The 21,181-nt window shown below is 46.9% G+C and carries 20 protein-coding genes; 8 read left to right on the top strand and 12 right to left on the bottom strand.

All coding sequences use genetic code 11. The features are described from left to right. Window positions 1-19: 19 nt before the first annotated feature. A complete protein-coding gene (locus FMS18_RS01640) occupies window positions 20-1,315 on the top strand; it encodes an alpha/beta hydrolase (RefSeq protein WP_163292004.1) in 1,296 nt (431 codons plus the stop codon). After that, window positions 1,312-2,193 carry a VacJ family lipoprotein gene (locus FMS18_RS01635; RefSeq protein ID WP_163292003.1) on the top strand — a complete coding sequence of 294 codons (882 nt, stop codon included), beginning with the start codon at window positions 1,312-1,314 and terminating at the stop codon, window positions 2,191-2,193. Before FMS18_RS01640 ends, FMS18_RS01635 begins: the two co-directional genes overlap by 4 nt. Window positions 2,194-2,284: 91 nt before the next feature. On the opposite strand, the gene FMS18_RS01630 is transcribed toward FMS18_RS01635, so the two are convergent. Both FMS18_RS01630 and FMS18_RS01625 read right to left on the bottom strand, forming a co-directional pair. Then, window positions 2,285-3,121, bottom strand: coding sequence for a DUF4198 domain-containing protein (locus FMS18_RS01630; RefSeq protein ID WP_163292001.1), 837 nt, complete (start codon window positions 3,119-3,121; stop codon window positions 2,285-2,287). Between the two features lie 112 nt (window positions 3,122-3,233). Further along, window positions 3,234-4,208, bottom strand: a complete 975-nt coding sequence (locus FMS18_RS01625) for a GlxA family transcriptional regulator (RefSeq protein WP_163291999.1) — start codon at window positions 4,206-4,208, stop codon at window positions 3,234-3,236. Between the two features lie 115 nt (window positions 4,209-4,323). Here FMS18_RS01625 and FMS18_RS01620 point away from each other — a divergent pair, with 115 nt between their 5' ends. Further along, a complete protein-coding gene (locus tag FMS18_RS01620) occupies window positions 4,324-4,869 on the top strand; it encodes a cysteine hydrolase family protein (RefSeq protein WP_163291997.1) in 546 nt (181 codons plus the stop codon). Here FMS18_RS01620 and FMS18_RS01615 read toward each other — a convergent pair. The 4 genes from FMS18_RS01615 to FMS18_RS01600 form a co-directional block, all read right to left on the bottom strand. After that, window positions 4,866-5,798 (bottom strand): multidrug resistance efflux transporter family protein, encoded by a 933-nt coding sequence (locus tag FMS18_RS01615; RefSeq protein WP_203544483.1) that lies wholly within the window; start codon window positions 5,796-5,798, stop codon window positions 4,866-4,868. The genes FMS18_RS01620 and FMS18_RS01615 overlap by 4 nt on opposite strands. Window positions 5,799-5,822: 24 nt before the next feature. After that, window positions 5,823-6,647, bottom strand: a complete 825-nt coding sequence (locus tag FMS18_RS01610) for a glycosyltransferase family 2 protein (RefSeq protein ID WP_163291995.1) — start codon at window positions 6,645-6,647, stop codon at window positions 5,823-5,825. A gap of 113 nt (window positions 6,648-6,760) precedes the next feature. Then, window positions 6,761-7,771, bottom strand: coding sequence for a peptide-methionine (R)-S-oxide reductase MsrB (gene msrB / locus FMS18_RS01605; protein WP_239060917.1), 1,011 nt, complete (start codon window positions 7,769-7,771; stop codon window positions 6,761-6,763). Between the two features lie 216 nt (window positions 7,772-7,987). Beyond that, window positions 7,988-8,677 (bottom strand): M15 family metallopeptidase, encoded by a 690-nt coding sequence (locus FMS18_RS01600; RefSeq protein WP_163291991.1) that lies wholly within the window; start codon window positions 8,675-8,677, stop codon window positions 7,988-7,990. 89 nt (window positions 8,678-8,766) lie between these two features. On the opposite strand from FMS18_RS01600, the gene FMS18_RS01595 reads away from it, so the two are divergent. Next, the gene (locus FMS18_RS01595) at window positions 8,767-9,792 is read left to right on the top strand and encodes a substrate-binding domain-containing protein (protein ID WP_203544482.1); all 1,026 of its coding nucleotides are present in this window, start codon (window positions 8,767-8,769) and stop codon (window positions 9,790-9,792) included. Between the two features lie 76 nt (window positions 9,793-9,868). Here FMS18_RS01595 and FMS18_RS01590 read toward each other — a convergent pair whose 3' ends face one another. The 4 genes from FMS18_RS01590 to FMS18_RS01575 all read right to left on the bottom strand — a co-directional run bounded on the left by FMS18_RS01590 (window position 9,869) and on the right by FMS18_RS01575 (window position 14,247). Continuing rightward, window positions 9,869-10,231, bottom strand: a complete 363-nt coding sequence (locus FMS18_RS01590; RefSeq protein WP_163291990.1) for a hypothetical protein — start codon at window positions 10,229-10,231, stop codon at window positions 9,869-9,871. A 168-nt stretch (window positions 10,232-10,399) separates the two neighbouring features. Next, a complete protein-coding gene (locus FMS18_RS01585; RefSeq protein WP_163291988.1) occupies window positions 10,400-11,746 on the bottom strand; it encodes a deoxyribodipyrimidine photo-lyase in 1,347 nt (448 codons plus the stop codon). After that, on the bottom strand, window positions 11,739-13,292 hold the full coding sequence (locus FMS18_RS01580; protein ID WP_163291986.1) for an SDR family oxidoreductase: 1,554 nt from the start codon (window positions 13,290-13,292) through the stop codon (window positions 11,739-11,741). The genes FMS18_RS01585 and FMS18_RS01580 overlap by 8 nt, the downstream gene beginning before the upstream one ends. Beyond that, window positions 13,285-14,247, bottom strand: a complete 963-nt coding sequence (locus tag FMS18_RS01575) for a DUF523 and DUF1722 domain-containing protein (protein WP_163291985.1) — start codon at window positions 14,245-14,247, stop codon at window positions 13,285-13,287. The genes FMS18_RS01580 and FMS18_RS01575 overlap by 8 nt, the downstream gene beginning before the upstream one ends. 191 nt (window positions 14,248-14,438) lie before the next feature. Here FMS18_RS01575 and FMS18_RS01570 point away from each other — a divergent pair, with 191 nt between their 5' ends. From FMS18_RS01570 to FMS18_RS01560, 3 genes are all read left to right on the top strand, one after another. Further along, the gene (locus FMS18_RS01570) at window positions 14,439-16,892 is read left to right on the top strand and encodes a response regulator (protein ID WP_163291983.1); all 2,454 of its coding nucleotides are present in this window, start codon (window positions 14,439-14,441) and stop codon (window positions 16,890-16,892) included. A gap of 117 nt (window positions 16,893-17,009) precedes the next feature. Continuing rightward, window positions 17,010-17,393: a pancreas/duodenum homeobox protein 1 gene (locus tag FMS18_RS01565; RefSeq protein ID WP_163291982.1), complete on the top strand. Its 384-nt coding sequence runs from the start codon at window positions 17,010-17,012 to the stop codon at window positions 17,391-17,393. Between the two features lie 164 nt (window positions 17,394-17,557). Continuing rightward, complete coding sequence (locus tag FMS18_RS01560; RefSeq protein ID WP_163291980.1) at window positions 17,558-18,646, top strand: tetratricopeptide repeat protein; 1,089 nt, start codon at window positions 17,558-17,560, stop codon at window positions 18,644-18,646. A gap of 14 nt (window positions 18,647-18,660) precedes the next feature. Here FMS18_RS01560 and FMS18_RS01555 read toward each other — a convergent pair whose 3' ends face one another. Both FMS18_RS01555 and FMS18_RS01550 read right to left on the bottom strand, forming a co-directional pair. Further along, on the bottom strand, window positions 18,661-19,143 hold the full coding sequence (locus tag FMS18_RS01555; protein WP_163291979.1) for a methylated-DNA--[protein]-cysteine S-methyltransferase: 483 nt from the start codon (window positions 19,141-19,143) through the stop codon (window positions 18,661-18,663). 2 nt (window positions 19,144-19,145) lie between these two features. Next, window positions 19,146-20,597 carry a DNA-3-methyladenine glycosylase 2 family protein gene (locus tag FMS18_RS01550; RefSeq protein WP_163291978.1) on the bottom strand — a complete coding sequence of 484 codons (1,452 nt, stop codon included), beginning with the start codon at window positions 20,595-20,597 and terminating at the stop codon, window positions 19,146-19,148. 221 nt (window positions 20,598-20,818) lie between these two features. On the opposite strand from FMS18_RS01550, the gene FMS18_RS01545 reads away from it, so the two are divergent. Next, a complete protein-coding gene (locus FMS18_RS01545; protein ID WP_163291977.1) occupies window positions 20,819-21,118 on the top strand; it encodes a putative quinol monooxygenase in 300 nt (99 codons plus the stop codon). The last annotated feature ends 63 nt before the right edge of the window (window positions 21,119-21,181 follow it).

Below are 21,181 nucleotides of genomic sequence, written 5' to 3'. Positions count from 1 at the left end.
CTATTGCTACAAACAAAGCATGAAAAAAGCATTTATGGGTCTGGAAAAACGAATTTTATTATTCTGCTTAACATTACTGCTTCCGCTGCTATGCATGGTCCGGCCTGTATCAGCCGAAACCGTGCAATTTCCCATTGCCGATCCCTATAAGGCTACTATCTTCGGCACTCCGCCGGAATTGATGTATAAATTAAAAGAGCCTACCAAACCGGATGAATGCGAAATAGTCATTGAAGACCGCAATATTCCAGATATCTTCTGGTATAATGAAAAATTTTACTATTCAACGGCCATGCAGGATGAAGAAGCTCCCCTGCTGTTCATCATTGCCGGAACAGGCTCGGAGCATGACTCCACTAAAATGCGTTTCCTGACTCAACTTTTCTACGAAGCCGGCTTTCACGTAGTCGCTCTTTCATCACCGACACATATGAATTTCGTAGTCAGTTTTTCCAAGTATGGTGCCCCAGGCTACGTCCCGCACGATGTTGAAGATTTATACCGGGCCATGAAATGGATTAAAGCCGACCTTCAAAACGACCACGAAATCAGAAATTTCAGCATCACCGGATACAGCCTCGGCGCCATGCACTCCGCATTCCTCGCCAAGTTGGATGAAGAGCGCAAGGACTTCCATTTCCGGCGGGTACTGATGCTCAATCCCCCGGTAAGTCTATACACTTCCGCATTGCGCTTTGATTCATGGCTCAGCCCGGAGAATCTCGGCGACAAGACGCCCCGGCAGGTCATTGACGATCTAATTGAAGCTTTCTCAGAGATTTATATTCATTCCGACATTGTCGACCTTGATGATAACTTTCTTTACGCCCTTTCACAGCATACTGGTTTTTCTGATATGGACATGCGGGCGATCATAGCCGCAGCATTCAGAATGTCATCGTCAAGCATGATCTTCAGTTCCGATGTCTGCCTCAACGCCGGGTATGTAGTCCCGGTAAACAAACAGCTCGGAACAGGCGATAACCTCATGCCCTATACACGGGTGGCGGCGGCCATCACCTTTGAAGATTACGTGGATGAATATCTGCTGCCCTACCTGCAATTTCTCAAGCCGGGAAGCACAAAAGGGGAACTGGTCCAAAACTGCGATCTTGGAAGTATCAAGGAATACCTGAGTAAATCGGATAAGATTTTCGTGCTGGGAAATGAAGACGATATAATTCTGAACAGCGCGGATGTGGATTTCCTGCGGAAAACCTTTGGACAGCGGGCCATTTTCTTTCCCCGAGGCGGCCACTGCGGCAATATGATGTTTGAACCATATGCCCGTAAAGCACTGGAGCTGATCAAATGAGAAAATTATTCAGCTTCATTCTACTCTTTCTCCTGCTGCAAGGGTGCGCCACCATCAGCAAAAACGATCCGTCACTAAACTTGAAACCGCAAGGGTTCATTGCCCCGGTCTCCCATGCCCCCATAGCTGGACAGCACAAAACAAAGAATGCAGATTTGGATTTTCTTGATGTCTATGACCCGTGGGATTCCATGAACCGCCACATTTATTCTTTCAACGCCCGCTTTGACCGCGCTATCTACCTTCCGGCAGTGGATGTTTATACCACGGTCCTGCCTTCCCCGGTACGCACGGGCGTGACCAATGCGGTCAACAACCTGAATGAAGTAAAGTCTTTCACCAACGGAATTCTACAATTCAACGGAGACAAGACCGCACGAGCCTTTTCCCGGTTCATGATCAACTCATCTGTCGGACTGCTGGGTTTATTTGACGTAGCAACCATGTGGGATTTGAAAAGAATGGAAACCGGATTTGCGGACACCCTCGGCGTCTGGGGAGTTCCGCCCGGACCTTACGTAGTCCTGCCCCTGCTCGGACCTTCCAGCGTGAGAGACTCTGGAGGTTCACTGGGTGATTTTGCCCTGCTCTGGTACGAAATGAACTGGGTCTACGATCTTGCCGGAGTAGAGGAAGGGCGGACAGCCATCGGTATCGGGGAATCCACTGTCCGCGGACTGAGCCTGCGCGCCAATGTACCTTTCCGTTACTACCAGACCGGTTCACCATTTGAGTACGATCTGGTCCGCTTCCTCTACACCAAGAAACGCGAACTTGATATGGAACGCGAAGAACTGGGTTCCTCCACCGAGGGCAAGCCGTACATGAAAAAGAAATTTGATACCCCCCGCAGAAACCGTGAACCCCAAAAACAATAAGAAACCTCCGGCGGCCAAAGAACCCTTTTGAAAAAGGGTTCTTTGGACTCTCCTAAAACTTTTATTAAGGGACCGCCGCTGGGACACTTATTTAATGACTATCAAGTTTTGGCCGTATACGCTCGTTAGGCACTTCAAAAACCAAAGTTGCGGTTTTCTTCTCCTGTAAGAAATCTGGGCTTGCTTTTGCCGGCTTCTTCTTGGTGAAGAAACGGACAAACCATCTTCCGGTCACATCTATAGTCAGCTTGATTTTGCCATCTGAAATCTCCTGACGCTGGATATACATATCCTCAGCCTGAGTGGAAAAACCATTATAGGTTGCATCCCAATAGCCATCGCCATGATAGGGTTTTCCGTCCATGTAGACCTGCATCTCCAGCAGATCACCTTTCTTGAGCATGGACACATCCTTTGCAGGGACCAGCTCCATGGGCATGCCCACAGCTGCCGGGAACACTGCGGAAGGATTTTCGCAGACCACGTAAGTTTTGGTCCACTGACTGCTGCGCAGACTGGATACAATCTTCGAGGCCCGGTCTGCCACGCTGCTCATGGGCTTGATGGAATGACGTTTACGGCCCTTCTCATCCAGCCATGTTGTAAAATGACCAGGGTTAGTGGCAGCGGTCAAAACAAATGTTCCGGGCATGTCGTAATCAATTACGTAGGAATGCAGGGACTTTTCATCCCGCAGTTTGATTCCATAGGTCTTGGAATCAGGTTTCTGCACTGTAATGTGATTAAGTTTTTTCATACGCACGGCATCATCAACCGGGACATGGTGTCCGTAGCAGAAAAAGAGCGGAGAGTTTTTACCTTCAGCAACATGATACCGCCCAGCCTGAATATACAAGGAATGGGCTGAAGCCGCAGCAGGAACGAGTACACTGAAAACCAAAAAGAATGAGAGCAATTTTTTAAACATCTGTCGATCCTATTTACTTGTTACAGTTACACGAGGCTAACGACAGGTAATGAAATTCGTTTTCATTTTCAAGAGATAATCAATAACTCATTGTTTGACCCAAAAACTGCAACTACCCCACTCTGCTGAAACGACTGCGATATTCGCGAGGATTCAAGCCGGTCATCCGCTTAAAAAGCCTCCTGAACGATGAAGGATTGTCATAACCGACCGCAGTGGTAATCTCATCTACCCCCTTGGAACTGACTTCAAGCAGATGACGGGCAGCCTCAACACGTAGTTGCTGGAGATAATTATTGGGAGTCAGGCCAGTTGCACGCTTGAAACGACGCAGGAATGTTCTCTCACCAAGCCCTGCTTTCTCAGAGAGGACTTGAATTGATGCAGTAAGTTGATAATTTCCCTGCATCCACTTCTGCACCTTGAGAATTTCCTTGTCTGCAAAACCATTTTCTTCTGACTTGCTCTCAAACATAAAATAGGGAGTCTGTACATCACGGGTGGAATCCATAACCAGCATTTTTGCACAGGCTGATGAAATTTCCCGACCCATAAAGCGGGCCACAATGTGCAGGGCAAGATCCTGCCAAGCCATGGCCCCCCCGGCACAAATATAGCTTCCCCCATCGATAAGCATACGCCGGGGCTGCAAGTCTACCCTTTCAAAACGGGCTTTAAAATCCGGGGCCAGCTTCCAATGAGTTGTGGCAGGCTTGCCGTCCAGCAATCCTGCTCGGGCCATGAGAAATGATCCGGCACAAGCTGAAGCTAAGACAGTGCCTCCCCTTCCAAGATCGGTAATGCGCTCTATGAGCGGAACGTCTTCCAGCAAGACCTCGATATCACCAAAAACAGGTGGAATGACCAGTATATCGGGCTTAACATCCGCGATCCCCACGCTGACCGACAAAGATATTCCCACATATCCGATTACATCTTTCCCATGTGGGCTGACTATTTCCAAACCGCTGAATTGATTTTTGCCACCGTACTCGCGTGGCAGGGAATTAGCGATACTCAAAATCTCCAGCACCCCGGAAACTGCACTGACCAGACAATCATCATAAGCAAGAACTGCAACATTCATAATGCCTACACTGTCACTTTAAGCATGTTTATTGTCAATACCGCCACTTAAAAATAATCACGATTCTGTCAGCATGAAATCAGCTCGAACCAAAAATTTAACCAAGGAGAATAAAATGAGCAAAAAAGCACTTATCATCATCGACATCCAAAACGACTATTTCCCCGGCGGAAAATTCCCCCTCGACAACAGCGAGCAGGCCGGAGCCAAGGCCGCAAGAGTACTTGACCATTTCAGGAAAACCGGACAGCCGGTAATCCACATCCAGCATATTTCTGTAAAAGAAGGAGCATTCTTCTTCCTGCCTGCAACCGAAGGAGCTGAGATTCACACGTGCGTGAAGCCACTTATGAACGAAACCGTAGTTCTCAAGAATTTCCCCAACAGCTTCCGGGAAACCGCTCTTGAGGATGAACTAAACAAACTGGGAGTAAATGAATTGGTGATAACCGGAATGATGAGTAATATGTGTGTGGACGCCACCACCCGCGCGGCTGCGGATATGGGCTACAAATGCACGGTTGTGCATGACGCATGCTGCGGGGCCAGCCTTGAATTTGACGGGGTGAAGGCGGGGTCAGCAGAAGTTCATGCCGGATTCATGGCTTCGCTTGGCATGTTCTATGCGCAGATGATCAGCGCGGAAAAACTTATCGCTTAGCGCACATTCTGAACCCGGATATATAGCACTAGTCCCAGCATGGTCAGCCCGATACCGGACCAACCCAGCATTCCGGGCAGGATTCCGTGCAGAAGCACAACTTCCCCGCCCAGAGAGAAAAGAACTTCCATGGACTGGGTGCAATCTGCTGCGGCCAGTTCTGCTGCGTTCCGGGCCTTGTGCCGGGCGTAAAGAAACAGACTGGTCGCGGCAATGCCGGAAAATATAGCCACTAAAGCGGTATTAAATATCTGTCCGCTTTGCGGCAAGGGAGGCTGGGTGAAAAGAATCAATACAAGCCAGAGCGGCAGGGAACCGAGAGTCAAAAGCAGAACCCGGCAGAAAGGATCATCCATGGCCGGATCTGCCAGCGCGGGAATACGCCCGCTGCCGCCATTACGTGCTTCCCAGACCAGCTGGTTCCCGAAAGGGTAGGCAAAAGCAGCCACGAACACCGGGATTGCTCCCAGCAGGACTGCGTTCAACGAACTTTGCTCCATACTTTCAATATTTACCAGCAGCACCCCGGCGAAAATTATCAGAGTCAGCAACATTGCCCGCAAGGGGATCTTTTTGCCAAACCCCAATAAAACCAACGGCGTGGCAAGAATGGTAGTCTGCCAAGTAGCTGCAACTACCCAGCCCGGAGTATAGGACGCACTGAAGGTGATCAAAGCATAAAAAACTCCGAAGCCCACTCCGCCCGCAAGGGTCCAGAACTTCAAATGATTCAGGTAAAGTTTGAATGAACGAACCAGCAGCTCACGACGAAATAGACCGAGGCCAATAAAAAGAAATCCCAACATCCAGAAATAACGCAGACTTGCCGACCAGACCCAATGTCCGCCCTCAAGGCTCATGGCCCGATTGAGTACAAAGGTGGTACTGAAAAACAAAGCAGCAAGGATTCCGGTCAGGATAATCTGCATCAACATCTCCGTAAGAATAGTTTTTTATATCCCGCCGATCTTAATCATATCTGACAGCTTCAGGAGGTCCTCGGCTGTGGGGATATAGCCGCGCTGAAAAGAAGGAGCATGGGCACGCCCACGCAAATGGTCAGCGGCCCACTGAGCTACTGACTGATGAAAAAAGCCGGGATTATTCAAAACAATGCGGGCCTTGGCTGCGCCGTCCTCTTTTTCCGCTTGGTGGGAAAAATTGGTTTCGTGCACATGATGAATGTAGAGCGGCTGGTCAATATGTTTAAATTTGCCTCCGGCCATCAAACATTGCACCCAGTAATCCCAATCCTCATAAACGGTGTTGTCCCGGTAGCGGACTCCTCCGTCCCATAACTCCCGACGATAAAGTGCGGCTGTTGCAACGGTATTCTGAGTCCGCAAATGCCGGGGGCTGAAATCCGGCAGGAAGCGGTGAAACGACTTATCCGGACTGGTTTCAAGATAATCACTGTAAACGACAGAAAAAATCGGATTGGATTCCAAAAAATAAATACAATTCTTCAAAAACTCCGGCTGAAACTCATCATCAGGATCAAAACAGAGCAGATATTTACCCGTGGCCTGCTCCAGACCGTGATTGCGCACCGGACCGGGCCTGCCGGCCCTCGGCGGAGTAAGAATTTTGAATTCCCGGCACTCGAGTATACCAGCCCATTTGCAGGCCTGTTCAAGGGAATCATCGCTACTGCCATCATCCACAAAAATGATTTCCGTCTCAGCAAGAGACATGGTCTGCGCTGCCAGAGAACCATAAAAACGATCGGCAAAATGTCCGTAATTATAATTGGGTATGATGATAGAAAGCAGAGTCATGAAAGTATATCCGTTACGGGAACTATTTTTAAAACAGATACACCACACGGCTGTCATTGAAAACCGTTTTAAATCAATCAGCCCGGAACACAAATGTTCCGGGCTGATATTTTTTACTTGAACAATTTTAAATATTCTCCGTACCCCTCAGCTTCCAGTTCTTCCACCGGAACAAACTTAAGAGATGCGGAGTTGATGCAATAGCGCAGTCCTGTGGGCTGGGGTCCGTCATCAAAAACATGCCCCAGATACGAATCAGCCTTGCGGGAACGGACCTCAATGCGGGTCATGAAAAAAGACCGATCTTTCTTTTCCACCACACCCCGCTCATCAATAGGCCGGGTAAAGCTGGGCCAGCCCGTGCCGGAGTCAAACTTATCGCGGGAACTGAAAAGAGGCTCACCGGAAACAATATCCACGTAAATTCCTTCGCGGTGATTGTCCCAGAATTCATTGCTGAAAGCAGGCTCGGTACCATCCTCGCGAACCACCTTAAATTGCAATGGAGTCAGAATTTCCTTAAGCTGTGCATCATCGGGACGTGTGTAGCCGTCTATTTCACCAGTAGATTCATTACGCCCATCTTTCCCACTCCAATGCTCCTCGATAAATGAATCCCGACCGGACATGAAGCGGTACCAATTGTAGCGTACAGGATTCTTCTTGTAGTAATCCTGATGATATTCCTCGGCCCGATAAAACTTTTCAAAAGGAATCAGTTTTGTAGCCAGCGGGCGCTCAAACACGCCAGCCCCATCCATCTTTACCAACACTTGCCCGGCAATCTTCTTCTGTTCATCGTTATGATAGAACACTGCTGAAGTGTATTGATTGCCACGGTCATTAAAAGAACCGCCCGGATCAGTGGGGTCATGGTGCTTCAGGAAAACTCGCAGGATTTCTTCATAGCTCACCTGCTCGGGATCAAAGCGAACCTGAACAACTTCAAGGTGTCCGCTATTACCGGAACTGACCTGCTCGTACGTGGGATCTTCCACATGTCCGCCGGAATAACCGGAAACCACGTCAATCACACCGGAAACTTTTTCAAGGTCGGATTCAACGCACCAGAAACATCCCCCGGCAAGGGTCGCTATTTCTACATTTTCAGTTCTTTTCTGCATGTTATCATCCCCTATAATTTCGGCGGCAACAGCATGACCGGCAAACAGGACAACGATTAAAATCATCGGTAATATTTTCAACATTGTTGCAACCTCACTATTAGTAGTCATTCCTAATAGTGTATAAACATATTGAATATAGTCAATCGGAAATTGGAAAATAAAAAAGCGCAGCCCGGCAGGACTGCGCTTTACTTAATCAATTTCAAACTTCCGCTACTTTATCGGAAAATTAAAATAGGTCTCAGCAAAAGGTTCAAACTCAAGGGTAAAATGCCACCACTCTTCTTTCAAAGGCTTAAACCCGTTTCGGACCATAACCTCACGCAGCAGGGCACGGTTGGCCCGCACTTGAATGCCCATTTCTTTATTGTCAGGCCACGACTTGGGACCAAAAAAATCAAAGCCCGTGCCCATATCCAGTTCCTGTCCGGTCTTGAGATCAATAATAGTCAGGTCCACTGTGGACCCCCGAGAATGGCCGGATTTTGCTGCTATGTACCCGTCGCGAAACAAATTCTTTTTCTGCACATCCGGGTAGTATTGCTGCTTCATGCGGGTATCGCCAAGATTCTCGGCCCAACGCACAAAATGAAGCACTGCATCCTGTGGCCGGTAGCCGTCAAAAATCTTAACCCCCAGCCCGAACGGAACAAGGTCCTGCTGCACCCCGGCAAGTGCCGCTGCGGCTTCGCGGGTCAGAATAACGCGCGGAACATGGTAACCGTCAATACGTTCGCCAACAAAATTATTACGACCGAAATAGCGGACATCATATACCGCATCAGGAATCATTTGATCCAGATAACAAAATTCATCCGGCAAATCACTTCCACCGCATACAGCAGCAGCCGGGAACAGCGTAATCAGTATAACAAACATCACAACTTTCTTTACACTTAGCATCAAACCTCCGGCGAAACCCGTTGCGGGAAAATTGAAATAAATATACTCTTTTATAAATCAGACTGTTCAACAAAATGGTTGCTAATCGAATGAATAAAACAACATCCCCAGCCCGCTCCCATAAGCATGTTTACGCTTGCAGGCTCATCGCGGGCTTATTAATTGCAACTTACATACTGTGCAGTCCCTGCGCAAGCCACGCGCAAAAAACAATCGTTGCCATTCCCAAAGCGACCATCCTCAACTTCTGGAAAATTGTCTGCACCGGTGCCCACGAAGCCGCAAAAGGACAAGACATCAATCTTATCTGGCGCGGTCCCAGAGTTGAAAATAAATCAAAAGCACAACAATACCTGCTTGAATATTATACTGAGCAAAATGTAGATGCTATTGTAATTGCCCCGGCAGACAAAACGGCACTGAATAAACATATTGATAAGGCCGTCGATGCAGGAATAATTGTAGTAGTTATTGACTCCCCGACAACAACAGACTCACCACACTCCTATATTGCGACAAATAACTACAAAGCAGGAGAACAAGGAGCAGAGCTTCTCCTGCAAAACGTTACTACAAAAGGTCCACTATTGCTGATTGGGCACGCAGCAACTAATGGTGCTACTTTTTTACGGGAAAATGGATTTATAAATAAAACCTCAGAACTCTCTCCCGGAAGAACGATTATAAGACTACATATTAAAGATGGTAGCGAAAGAGCAACAAGAATAGCCACAGAAGAAATTTTAAAAACCATGCCCAATATTGCCGGAATTTTTGCAGTAAATGAACCTACCTCTGATGGGATGCTAAATATTCTTGAAAAACAAGTAGAACTCAACATCCCTTTTGTAGGCTTTGATTATAACAAAAGACTTCTCCAAGGAATCAAAGAAAATAAAATTCAAGCCCTGATCACACAAAAACCATATGCAATGGGATATTTCGGGGTTAAAGCCGCAATTGACCTGCTCAATGGCAAAAAGAATCCAAAACAAATGGAAAGTCCAACAACAACAATAATAACCAAAGACAATTTAGAACTTTCTTTGAGCCTGCGCTGCCTGCGAAAACTCTCTGAGGAAGAAAAATCCAACTGCCCTATCTGTTTTAACTAATAAAAGCGTGAAGCTGAAAATGAAAAAGGCCAGTCAACTTAGGACCGGCCCTCTTGATCATAGACTTTAATCACAATCAACCACCGAACCAGCCGGGAGCCAAAACTTCCATAGCTTTGGTGTAATGGACCCGCAAATCTTCCAGCTTGCTGGAAATAACTTTCTCCTGTTCGCCCAAACTGGTAGGACAAACATCCTGCATTTGGACCACTACCGCTTCCAGCTCTTTCATGGTCGACTTGAGCATCACAACCTGATCCTTAAGTCTTTCAGACTTATCATCGACTAGTACATCGTAAAGACGAGCTTTCCAGGAATTAAGTTCCATTTCCAAACCCTTGCAATAATGATTCACAGCCTGTTTTTTTGCTTCTTCAGTGCTGCAACCGTCAATACCGACACAACTGGGGCAGGGTCCGGGATAATCCATATTAGCCATTAGAAACCTCCAAATAATAGATTTAGAAACTTCTAAATTCTAACACACAATATAAAGACCTACATTATTTTTATAAAAAATTACCTCTTTCGATAAACAATCATAATTCAAGAATTTATCACTCAAAAGTAAGCAGACACTTACTGCCAACAAGCACAATTCTCTTTTCTATGTACCAAGACCCCACTTCTCAATATAAGTATCAACATCAAATTTTCGGCGGCACCCCCGCTCGTTCATGTAACGGATTGAACCAAAAACAGACCTTTTTTTCCACGCTCGGTCATGCAACCCCGCAATGGACCAAAGCGCACCCACATAACCATTAGGATCACGCCCATCCAGTTGGAACCGATCATTGAGTGCTATGGTGATCCTCAAAGCCTCTTCGGGTGATGCAGACCATTCTAAAATTTTCTTTGCCCAAAACATACGCATGTAACCATGCATAAATCCTGATCGCACCATCTGATTCTGCGCTGCGTTCCAAAGCGTGGAGTGAGTGCGGGCCTGCTCAAAATTTTCATAGGTATAAAGGTAGGGTCGAATATCATCAGAGTGTTCAGCTAAAGTCTTCAATGCCCACTCCGGAGCAGCCTCCAGTGAATCATAATTCAAAGTATGCAAGCAAAAATTATCCGCAAGCTCACGCCGGACTATAAGTTCTTCAAGATATGACTGAGCTCCATCTCCCGGAAGGCTGGTAGCGACAGTTAATGCAGCCCGCTGCGGAGCCAGTTGCCCGAAATGGTAATAGGCCGAAAGACGTGAAGTTGATTCACCATTGGGGTCGTTACGCTTATCGGCATATTCTCCAAGCCCTAGGCCTACAAATTCATCAAGGGCAATATGAGCAGATTCTTCACCGGAGGGAAGTTCAACCGGACCGACAGTATCATCGACTTCAAGAGACTTCCTCATCTGCTCCCAATCTACGGCAGGAAAGCTCTCTCCCTTTACTTCAGCGAAATCAAGTTCAGGAAAATCCTCCAAAAATTCCGGGAGCAAACGATGAATTTTCGGCCTGACAGTTCGTGCACCATACTCGCGCTTGTCAGTAACAAAGCGAGCCGGGACTATATTATGCCCATCCACTTCAATTAAAGGGATATCAATGTTCAGACTGAGATGATCCTGCCATTGACGCTTAATGCGCAAGGGATCGAAGTCGGTAACAACAGCCCCCGCCCTGACTTTGCGAACAAAATCCGGCAACACTTTATCAGGTGCCCCACTCAACAGAACAAAATCGTAACCAAGACTCCTCAAATCTCTCTCAACCTGCTGCAATCCCTTAAGCATAAAGTCGTAATGACGCAGGGTTGCCCCCAGAAATGAAGGAACTAGACAAAAGACAACAATTAGCGGAGCCTCGGCCCCGGCAAGCTCACGACAATGAAGCAACCCCCAGTTATCACGGACCCGCTGCTCCCGACTCATCCAATAAATTATCGGTCCTTCTAATTTATCAGCAGAATTGAGATAATGAATCCTTCTGTGGTCTACTTTAATCATTCGCCCCGCCCTTGCTGCCGGGAATAGGGCAGCGGGGTGCCGGACCTTCCAGCAATTCAGGACCTTCCATTATGCGACAACCACTTTTTTGAGCCAACGAACGAGCCATACCTTTAAAAACAAGCGCATGAAAAGGATAGACCCCCCACCAATAAAACATCCCTTCCAGGCCCCGAGGCAAGAAACGTGCAGTCATGGTCAACTCGGTATCCCCGGCCAAGGTCCTCTCAAGGCCGAACTCAAGCAGGGCCTCTCCGGGCAGCTTCATCTCCGCAAGCAGAAGCAGTCTTTCTCCCGGTTGAACATCCAGCACTCGCCAAAAATCTAGCGCATCACCAATACTGAGATCCGAAGGATGTCTGCGCCCGCGCCGCAACCCCACACCACCTACCAGCTTGTCCAGCCATCCCCGCAAAGACCAAAGAGAATTACAACAATACCAGCCTTCATCACCGCCTATAGATATAATTTTATTCCAAAGGTCATCCGCACATCCCTCCAACTTAACCCTGTATGCGGAATGGTAGACTGTGCCACCGGAATATCCGGCATCACCGCAAATAGCCCATTCCGGGGTTTCAAGGGTTCCGGCGTCAGACCAGCAGGTATCAACCACCTCCTGCTGTATTTTATTAAGAGCGCGCCGGATGGCGGTTCGGCAATCCGTCAATTCATGGGGCATGATCTCACGGATACGGTAATCCTTGCAGACAACCCGGTTACGCAATCCCAGAACCAGCGGCACAGCAAGTGAAACCGGAACCGGAGAAACAAACCCCAGCCAGTACGATGACAACTTCGGTGAAACAAATGGAACAGGAATAATAAACCGCTTACGCAACCCCGCTTCCTGCTGGTAAATGCGAAACAATTTTTCATATGTCTCGAAAAACGGCCCGCCGATATCATAACTTTCCCCAACGGTTTCAGGGTGCTCAAGGCATCCGGAAAGATAAAACAAAACATCGCGGATACTGATGGGCTGACTTTCTGTTCGCACCCAGCGCGGGGTAATCATTACCGGAAGGCGGTCCACCAGATAACGCAAAATTTCAAAAGAGGCACTGCCTGAGCCAAGAATTACCGCCGCCTTCAGAACAGTGCAGGGCACGCTTCCACTGGAAAGAATCTCGCCTACCTCGGCTCTGGATTTAAGATGATGGCTGATATTAGGATCGTCAGGCACCATGCCGCCAAGGTAGATAATGCGCTGAACACCGGCCTGTTCGGCAGCATAAACAGTATTCTGCGCGGCCTGACGGTCCTTTTTGACAAAATCGGAACTGCCCGATTGCATGGAATGCACCAGATAGTAAACAGCATCACACCCACGCAGAGCCTCCTGTAAAGACTCACTGTCAAAGAGATCAGCCTCGGCAAGTTCACAATTTTTATGAAAACTGTACGGACGGGTGCGCAGCTTGGCTTTTGATCGACCAACAGCCCTGACTTTCCAGCCTTTATCCAAAAGCTGAGGAACCAGACGCCCGCCCACATACCCGGTAGACCCCAACACGCAAATCAACATATTTTGACGATCAGACATGATTCCTCAACATAAGTTCAGCAGGATAGGGATTGAGATAGAGTTGCTGCTGCAAATACACCTTGTCATATTTACGCACATAATGGTTAAGCAAGGTCACCGGAACAATCAACGGTATTAACTTCTTATGGAAACGATCAATCAGTTCCAGCATCTCCTGCTTTTCATGCGCTGAAATGTCTTTCTTAAAATGGCCCAATGCATGGGTCAGCACATTTACATGTTTCTTGACTGTTGGCCTGTAGGTCAAAGCCTTGAAAAGTAGCTGGGCATAATCACCACTGAGAGCGGCATGATCAGCAATTCCTGCTGTGGCTACAAGCTTGCCCATTTGCCGATAAATAATTTCATTATGGGCCATGACCAGCATTTTATGGCGGGTATGAAAATCAACCAACTTTGCCGGAAAAAAACGCCCTCGCATCGCATCCTGCCAACGCTTGAAAGTAAAAATACGGTTGATAAAATTTTCGCGAATTCCGTTGTCGTGCAACCGGCCGTCATCCTCGCAAGGCAGGGAAGGAAAATGGTCCATTACCATGCGAGCCCATATTCCGGTCCCAGAATAATAAATACGCCCATCATCACTGAATACCTTCATCCGGCCCATGGAATTTGAAGGTGAGCCGTGTTTAAAAATATAACCGCTAAGATTTTCCTTTTCGAGGCGGGACAGCTGCCCACGTCCCCACTCCTGCATGCGCCCAGTCCAATCCTCACCAGACTTACGACCAACCAGACGGGGATTCTCAAGTTCTCCAACAAGCCGAACCGCCTCGCGGGGGATACCCATGCCGCATTCCACTTCCGGACAAACCGGAACCCACTCAACAAACGGCCCCAGAACATCTCTAATGTAGCGGTCCAATTTGTGGCCACCATCATACCGAACATTCTCACCCAACAAACACCTGGCTATACCAATCCTGACTTTAATTATTTCATAACCTTCCATTCCAGTCTCCATAACTTAAGAGCTATCTTTAACGTAAAATAACTCATATACTGAATGAAAACCATCCCAATTGATGGAACGTTCTAAATACTTTTTGAAAGTCTTTAATGGAAAATTACTCGATTATATAATATTATAAAAATTCACGGAAACTTTCAAAACACATTGCTTTTATGGACGGTTCATCAAATATGCAGTCATCACAGGAAGAATTGAAAAAAGCCCGGCAACAAGTTCTGGACGCAGAAATAAATTTCAAAGCACTTCTTGACGCAAACACCCAATCCATACTCCTTCTTGAAAACGACGGTACGGTCATTCACGTCAACCGTACAGTCGCCGATATACTTAACACAACCCCCACTGAACTCAGTGGGAAAAACATATTCAATTACCTTCCACCTGAGCTGGCCCGCTCAAGACAAAAAAGTTTTGACCAAGTTGTGGAAAATGGAAAACCGACAAAATTTCAGGATGTAAGAGATGACAGAATAATACTTCATTCCCACTACCCCGTTATCGAAAACGGAAAAGTAGTGCGGGTTGCTATTTACGCTGAAGACATAACCGAAATAATTATCAAGGAGCGGGAACTAGAACGCAGCAAACAGCTCCACTCCCTGCTCCATGAAATTATCTGCCGGTTTAATTCCGCAGATACCCTGAGTGAACTGATGCGCTCAATACATGAAATAATGCTTGATAAACTCAATGCTAAGAATTTCTATATCGCCCTCATTGAGCCGGAACAGGAAAAACTTATATTCACTTATTGTGTTGACGAAGGCGTGAACGAATATCCCCCTGTTCAAAATATTTATGACCAGGCCAACAATAGGATCAGCCTGCTTCCTATCCAAAAAAATGAAATAATCCGTCTGGATCGTCAATCCATAACGAACTCTATTGCAGACGGTTCGCTGGAAGTAGCGGGAAGAATTCCGGAAATATGGATCGGAGTCCCCATGCGGGTGGGCAACACCCCCATCGGGGTACTGGTTATTCAGGACTACGACGACCCTGATATTTTTTCTGAAGAGGATGTACAACTTTTCTTAGCCTGCTCACATCAGATAGCTTTGGCTATTGAACGGAAAAAATATGATTCCGCAATCCGGGAAAGCGAAGAACAATACCGGGCTTTTTTTGAAGACAACCATTCGGTAATGTTCATCATTGACCCCGAAGACGGAAAAATACTCGATACCAACAAAGCTGCCGCCAATTTCTATGGCTTCTCCCGTGATGATTTGAAAACAAAAACTGTTTACGATCTTAATCAACTGCCGAGAGAGGAACTAAAAGCAAAAATGAACAAAGCTCAGTCCAACAGATTGAGCAAATTCATCTTCCAGCACAGACGCATAGGCGGAGTACTCAAAGATGTAGAAGTCTTTTCCGGCCCCTTCAAACACAAAGGTAAAACGCTACTTATCTCCATAATCCATGACATAACCAAACGTCTGCAAGACGAAAAAGAACTTTCCAAGGCCAAGGAAGAAGCCATCCTCGCCAACAAAGCAAAAGACGAATTTCTCGCCAACATCAGCCATGAAATAAGAACTCCCCTCAACGGAGTTATGGGCATGCTGCAAGTTATGGACTCAGCAGATTTGAAGCAGGAACACAAAAATTGCATCAATGTGGCCCTCCAATCATCTAGAAATCTGCTCCGTGTTCTTGACGATATTCTGGACCTTTCAAAAGTGGAGATGGGAACTCTTGATCTTTTCGAAGACAAATTTTCCTTAAATGACCTGCTGCTGGAAAGTGTAAACCTGTTCAAAATACAAGCTGAGAAAAAAGATCTTTCACTATCATACTCCATTCATCCGCAAGTGGACGGATATTATCTCGGAGACGAGGGCCGCATCAGGCAGATACTGTTCAATCTGGTAGGCAACGGCATCAAATTTACCGATCACGGCTTTGTAAAAGTTGAAGTCAAATCCGGCCCGGTGACCTGTCAGGGAAAACGCAGCATTTCTTTCACCGTACGCGATTCAGGTGTGGGTATACCAAAAGATTCTCAGGAGAGGATCTTTGATTCATTCACGCAGGTGGACGGCTCTCTCTCCCGCCGATACAAAGGTGCCGGACTGGGGCTCTCCATTGTAAAAAGACTTATTGAACTTATGGACGGGTCCATAGAAATCGACAGCTCGCCTGAGATGGGGACTATTGTTAATTTTACTATTTCCCTCAAAATCACAGAATCTTACAAACCTGAAAAAGCCGAACATACGAAAAGTACGGAAGAAATATCAAAGCTCAAAGTCCTTCTGGTGGAAGATGAGCCGGTTAATAGAATGATGGCCCGCAAACTGCTAGAAAGAATGGGCCATGAAGTCACCTGTGCAGAAAACGGGGCCGACTGTCTTGAAGCTCTGGGCAGGAATAACTTTGACGCAATTCTCATGGATATCCAGATGCCGGTCATGGACGGCCTTGAAGCAACCCGGACAATCCGCACTTCAACAGACTTCATAAAAGTCAGAGAAATTCCCATTATTGCCCTTTCCGCCCATGCCAACAAAGAAAGCAGGTATTCCGCCCTTGAGGCCGGAGTCAACGGTTACCTCTGCAAACCCTTTGAAATGGATGACCTTAAGAAAATACTTGCGGGAACAGCACGCAGGACTTAGCCCCCTTACATCAGCAAGAAGTCCCCTGAAACAGTTGACATGAAGGTATTTTCAAAGGCATCTATTGGACCTTGGCGGATTGCTCAAATAGAACGAAAACAAATGACCGGAGTTATTATGACTCAATATGCTGATATTTTTAACCAGGAAATGATGACCACCCTTTTCCCGGAAGGCAAAACCAACGATTTTTTTGAAGCCCTTTTCGGCGATGCGGATGAAGGCAGCTACGACATTTCACTAGCTTACACCGGAGAGAACGGAGATACCGTTCACTTTGAATTACAGCTTAAACAGCGTCCGGGCTGCTGTCTGGCCTGCAACCTGACTTACGGATTGCCGCAGGTTTTTTCCCGCCATCCGATTATCAACATACAGGGTGTGGCTGAAAAAGTAGGCGAAGCTCTGGGTAAACCCCAAAATGTAAGCTGGAAGCTGGGCGCGACTCAGGAAAAAAGCAGAGAGCTTCATGTAATCCCCCTGTCTATCAGCCTGAGCTAAGCTTATTTTTAGTGTTTGACTCAAAATAGGCCCGCTCCCGCCGAAAAGGGACGCGGGCCTTGACCGCTTAAAAATAAAATCACGTAATTATAGTGAAAATTTAGTTGAATCAAACCAGACGAAAAGGTAATATATTGTTAAATTAACCACTTCAGGAGCGGGGAATGCTTGAAGAACTTCGCTATGGTATCTTTTCTAACAATTCCAAACACATATCAAATGACAGGCTAACCCTGGTCGGGCTTGGCGCATCTGATATCTACGTTTATTCCACATGGGATAATGCTATCACCGCACTGGAAAACGGAGAAATTGATGTCGCGCTTGTTGATGAATCGCTGCACGACACCTCCGGTGCAGACTGTGTAAGGAAGATGCGCAAGCATGCTATGCGCTCACTTCCGGTAATCATGGTCACCCCTGATAAGCGTAAGGAATCCGTACTCAACTCCATTGCAGCCGGAGTCGGGGGCTATGTGCTGCGCCCCTACAGCATGGAAACCCTCAAACGACACGTCTTTGCCGCATACATGAGTGTCAGCCCCGATGAAATTGAAAAAGAGCTGCTCACCTCCTCGTGGGATCTCGTAGCCAACGGCAGTTTTGATGAAGCTATCGACAGTTTTTCTGAAATAATCGATGAAGTAACTGATGCGGATAAAAACCCTGCTGAGGAATATTTCGACAAGGGCTTGCATTTCCTTTCACAGGAAAAATTCGGTAAAGCCATTATCGCCTTTAACAAGGCAATCGCCCTCAATGAAATGTATGCTGAAGCCTACAAAGGTATCGCTGACGCCTATAAAGGCAAAGGCGACATGGATAATTATCAGGATTTCCTGACCAAGGCAGCAGATATTTACGCTGTTCAGGACAAACTTGATGACGTCAAAGACCTGTTCATTGAAATTCTTCAAAACGAACCTGACGCAGTAAATCCGTTTAACCGTCTCGGAGTAAAACTCCGCAAGGACGGAGACTATCAGGGAGCTATCAAAGCCTACCATCAGGCCTGTACCTTCACACCTAATGATGCCAACCTTTATTATAACATGGCCCGCGCATACACCTATGCCAAGGACTATGAAAGTGCCCTGAATTATACGGAACTAAGCCTGAGACTTGACTCCAATCTCGAACCAGCAAGAAATCTGCATTCACAAATAGTTAAGATGATAGAAAAACAGGAAAAAGAAAACCCCAGCCCGGAAAATGATTCCCCGAAAGTAGAGATTGACGACGAACTTGAATAGTATTTTTTACATGCCTAAAGACACTTCTCAAGTTCCAAAAGTTTCTGCTTGATCTTTGTACCGTGTGCAAAACCTGCAAGGCCGCCATTGGCTGCAATTACACGATGGCAGGGAATAATCAGCGGCACGGGATTTTTCCCATTTGCCGTACCCACGGCCCGACTCGCATTTTCATTTCCAAGCGCAGCCGCAACTTCCTTGTAAGACCTTGTCTCACCACATGGAATCCGGCATAGTTCAGCCCAGACCCGCTTCTGAAAATCAGTTCCCTGCGGGTTTAATTTCACATCAAATTCAGTACGCTTTCCAGTTGCGAATTCCTCAATCTGTGTCCTGACATCAGCAAAAAAATCATCATTGCGTACCCAACTGGGGGCAATTTCAAAAACACGCTTCCCTTCTCCTGTCTGTAAATGCAAATAAGACAGGCCCTCTTCGTTTCCTGCCAGAATAATTTCGCAAAGCGGAGTCATAAATCTTGTGTAATAAACTGCCATAACTATTTATCTCCCAAAGAATTCCAAAGACATAGAGTTGCATAGCTGCGGTAGGGACGCCATTTTTCCGCAATCAGAAGCACTTCCTTAACTGAAATCTTCGTCCCGTCCGCGCTCAGAGCTTTGATAACCCCAAGGTCACCGGCAGGAAAACTGTCCGGCAGCCCCAGCCCGCGCATGGCTACATAATTTACAGTCCAATCACCGATGCCCTTTAAAACAGAAAAATCACGATGAAAATCCTCAAACGACTGATTGGATGTCAGCTTTACGGAGCCGCCAAGGACAGCCTGAACCGCTGCATTGATCGTATTACACCGGGTATTGGTCAATCCAACACCGTCGAGTTCAACTCCGGCCAACTCTTTCGCATCCGGAAAAAAGTAATCCAAACCTTTTGGATACTCACCTAAGCAGCGAAGCCCTGCTTTCGCAACAATACGTCCAGCCATGGTGGTTGCGGCCTTGACCGTAACCTGCTGCCCGAGAATAGCCCGGATCATGAACTCAAAAGGATCATAGGCCTTGGGTAAACGCGGCACCAATCCGTCCTTCATACCTTTTTCCAGCAACGGGTCATCACGGAAATGTTCCCTGATAATGCGAAAATCCGTATCAAGATCAAACATGCGCCGTACGCGATTGTAGATTTCCATATAACACTTGATGTCATCGGAAAAGATACTCATCCGCAGGGCAGACTCTCCGGGATCATCAGTTACCGTAAAATATCCTTTGGCCTCGGCTGTCCTGAAGGTCCGGCTGTAACTGTCTTGCGTGATAACTTCCACTCCGGTCAAAGCCCGCTCCCGCATGAAAGAAAGCATAAGTTTGAAATCAAATGGCGGTTCGTATTTTAACAACAGGGAGGTATTCTCCTGCGAGGCAGAACAAATGCGCGACTCCTTACGCATAGCTGTTGGGTTAGTATTGAAAACAGCCTTGAATACTTCGTTAAACTGGCGCAGCGAGCCAAACCCTGCGGCAGCGGCGATATCAGTAACGGAATTATCGGACATAAGCAGCATTTTACGCGCGAACATGGCTTTGTGGTATCTGGCAATCTTTACCGGAGGCACGCCCAGCCGTTCCACAAAAAGCTGACGTAAATGGCGATCGGAAACCCCAAGCTCCCCGGCAAGATCATTGAGAGAATGGTAATTGAGATAGCCGTCATAAATCTTGCGCAAGCCGTCGTTAACAAGTTCGTGGGATGACGGATAACCGCTGCCGTACTCAATGGCTATATCTGGCCGGCAACGAAGACAAGGCCGGAATCCGGCTTCAAGTGCCTGAAAAATTGAGTCAAAATAGGTTACATTTTCTTCCTTGGCCCGAGGAGAAGGACAGGATGGACGGCAGAATATCCCGGTGGTTTTCACTGCAAAGAAAAACTTACCATCAAAATTTCTATCCCGCGCAATACGCGCCCTGCTGTATTCATGTTCTGTCATCTACCCTCCGGCTCATTAAATCTGATATCCCGCACTTCTTCTATTAAAATATCTGCAACCAAGATTTAAACAAGCGGTTTTCGGAACTGACATTAAAGAACTTTTTTCAGGATAGAAATAGATATTAACGGCTCATTTCAGCTAAATTACTGATCTCCAAGATAGTAAAATTATCTACAAGCTGGCATACCATAACTGAAACATTCAACTTGGAGAAAGACATGATAACCCTTACCGCAAAAGCACAGGCAGCCACAGGCAAAGAGCAGGAACTTGAAATAGTTCTGCGCGAGCTGGTTAAAGCAACCGCAACTGAAGAAGGATCGGTGGAATACAGGCTGCACAAGGTCGTTGACACGCCCGGAGCATTTCGCTTTGTGGAAAAATTCAAGGATCAGGATGCATTCGACTTCCATTCGAATTCAGATCATTTCAAAGCAGCCGTTGATAAACTCGGTAAACTCACCACAGGGGAAGGTGAACTTGAAATGCTGGAATTAATTGACTCTATCCCTGAATAGAAAAAGGCTTCCAATAAAGCTACACAAAAAAAGCCCGTGCATGTCCATATGCGCGGGCTTTTT

The sequence above is a fragment of the Desulfovibrio sp. JC022 genome (assembly GCF_010470665.1).
Taxonomy (GTDB): Bacteria; Desulfobacterota; Desulfovibrionia; order Desulfovibrionales; family Desulfovibrionaceae; genus Maridesulfovibrio.
This window is presented reverse-complemented; position numbering and strand designations above follow the sequence as displayed.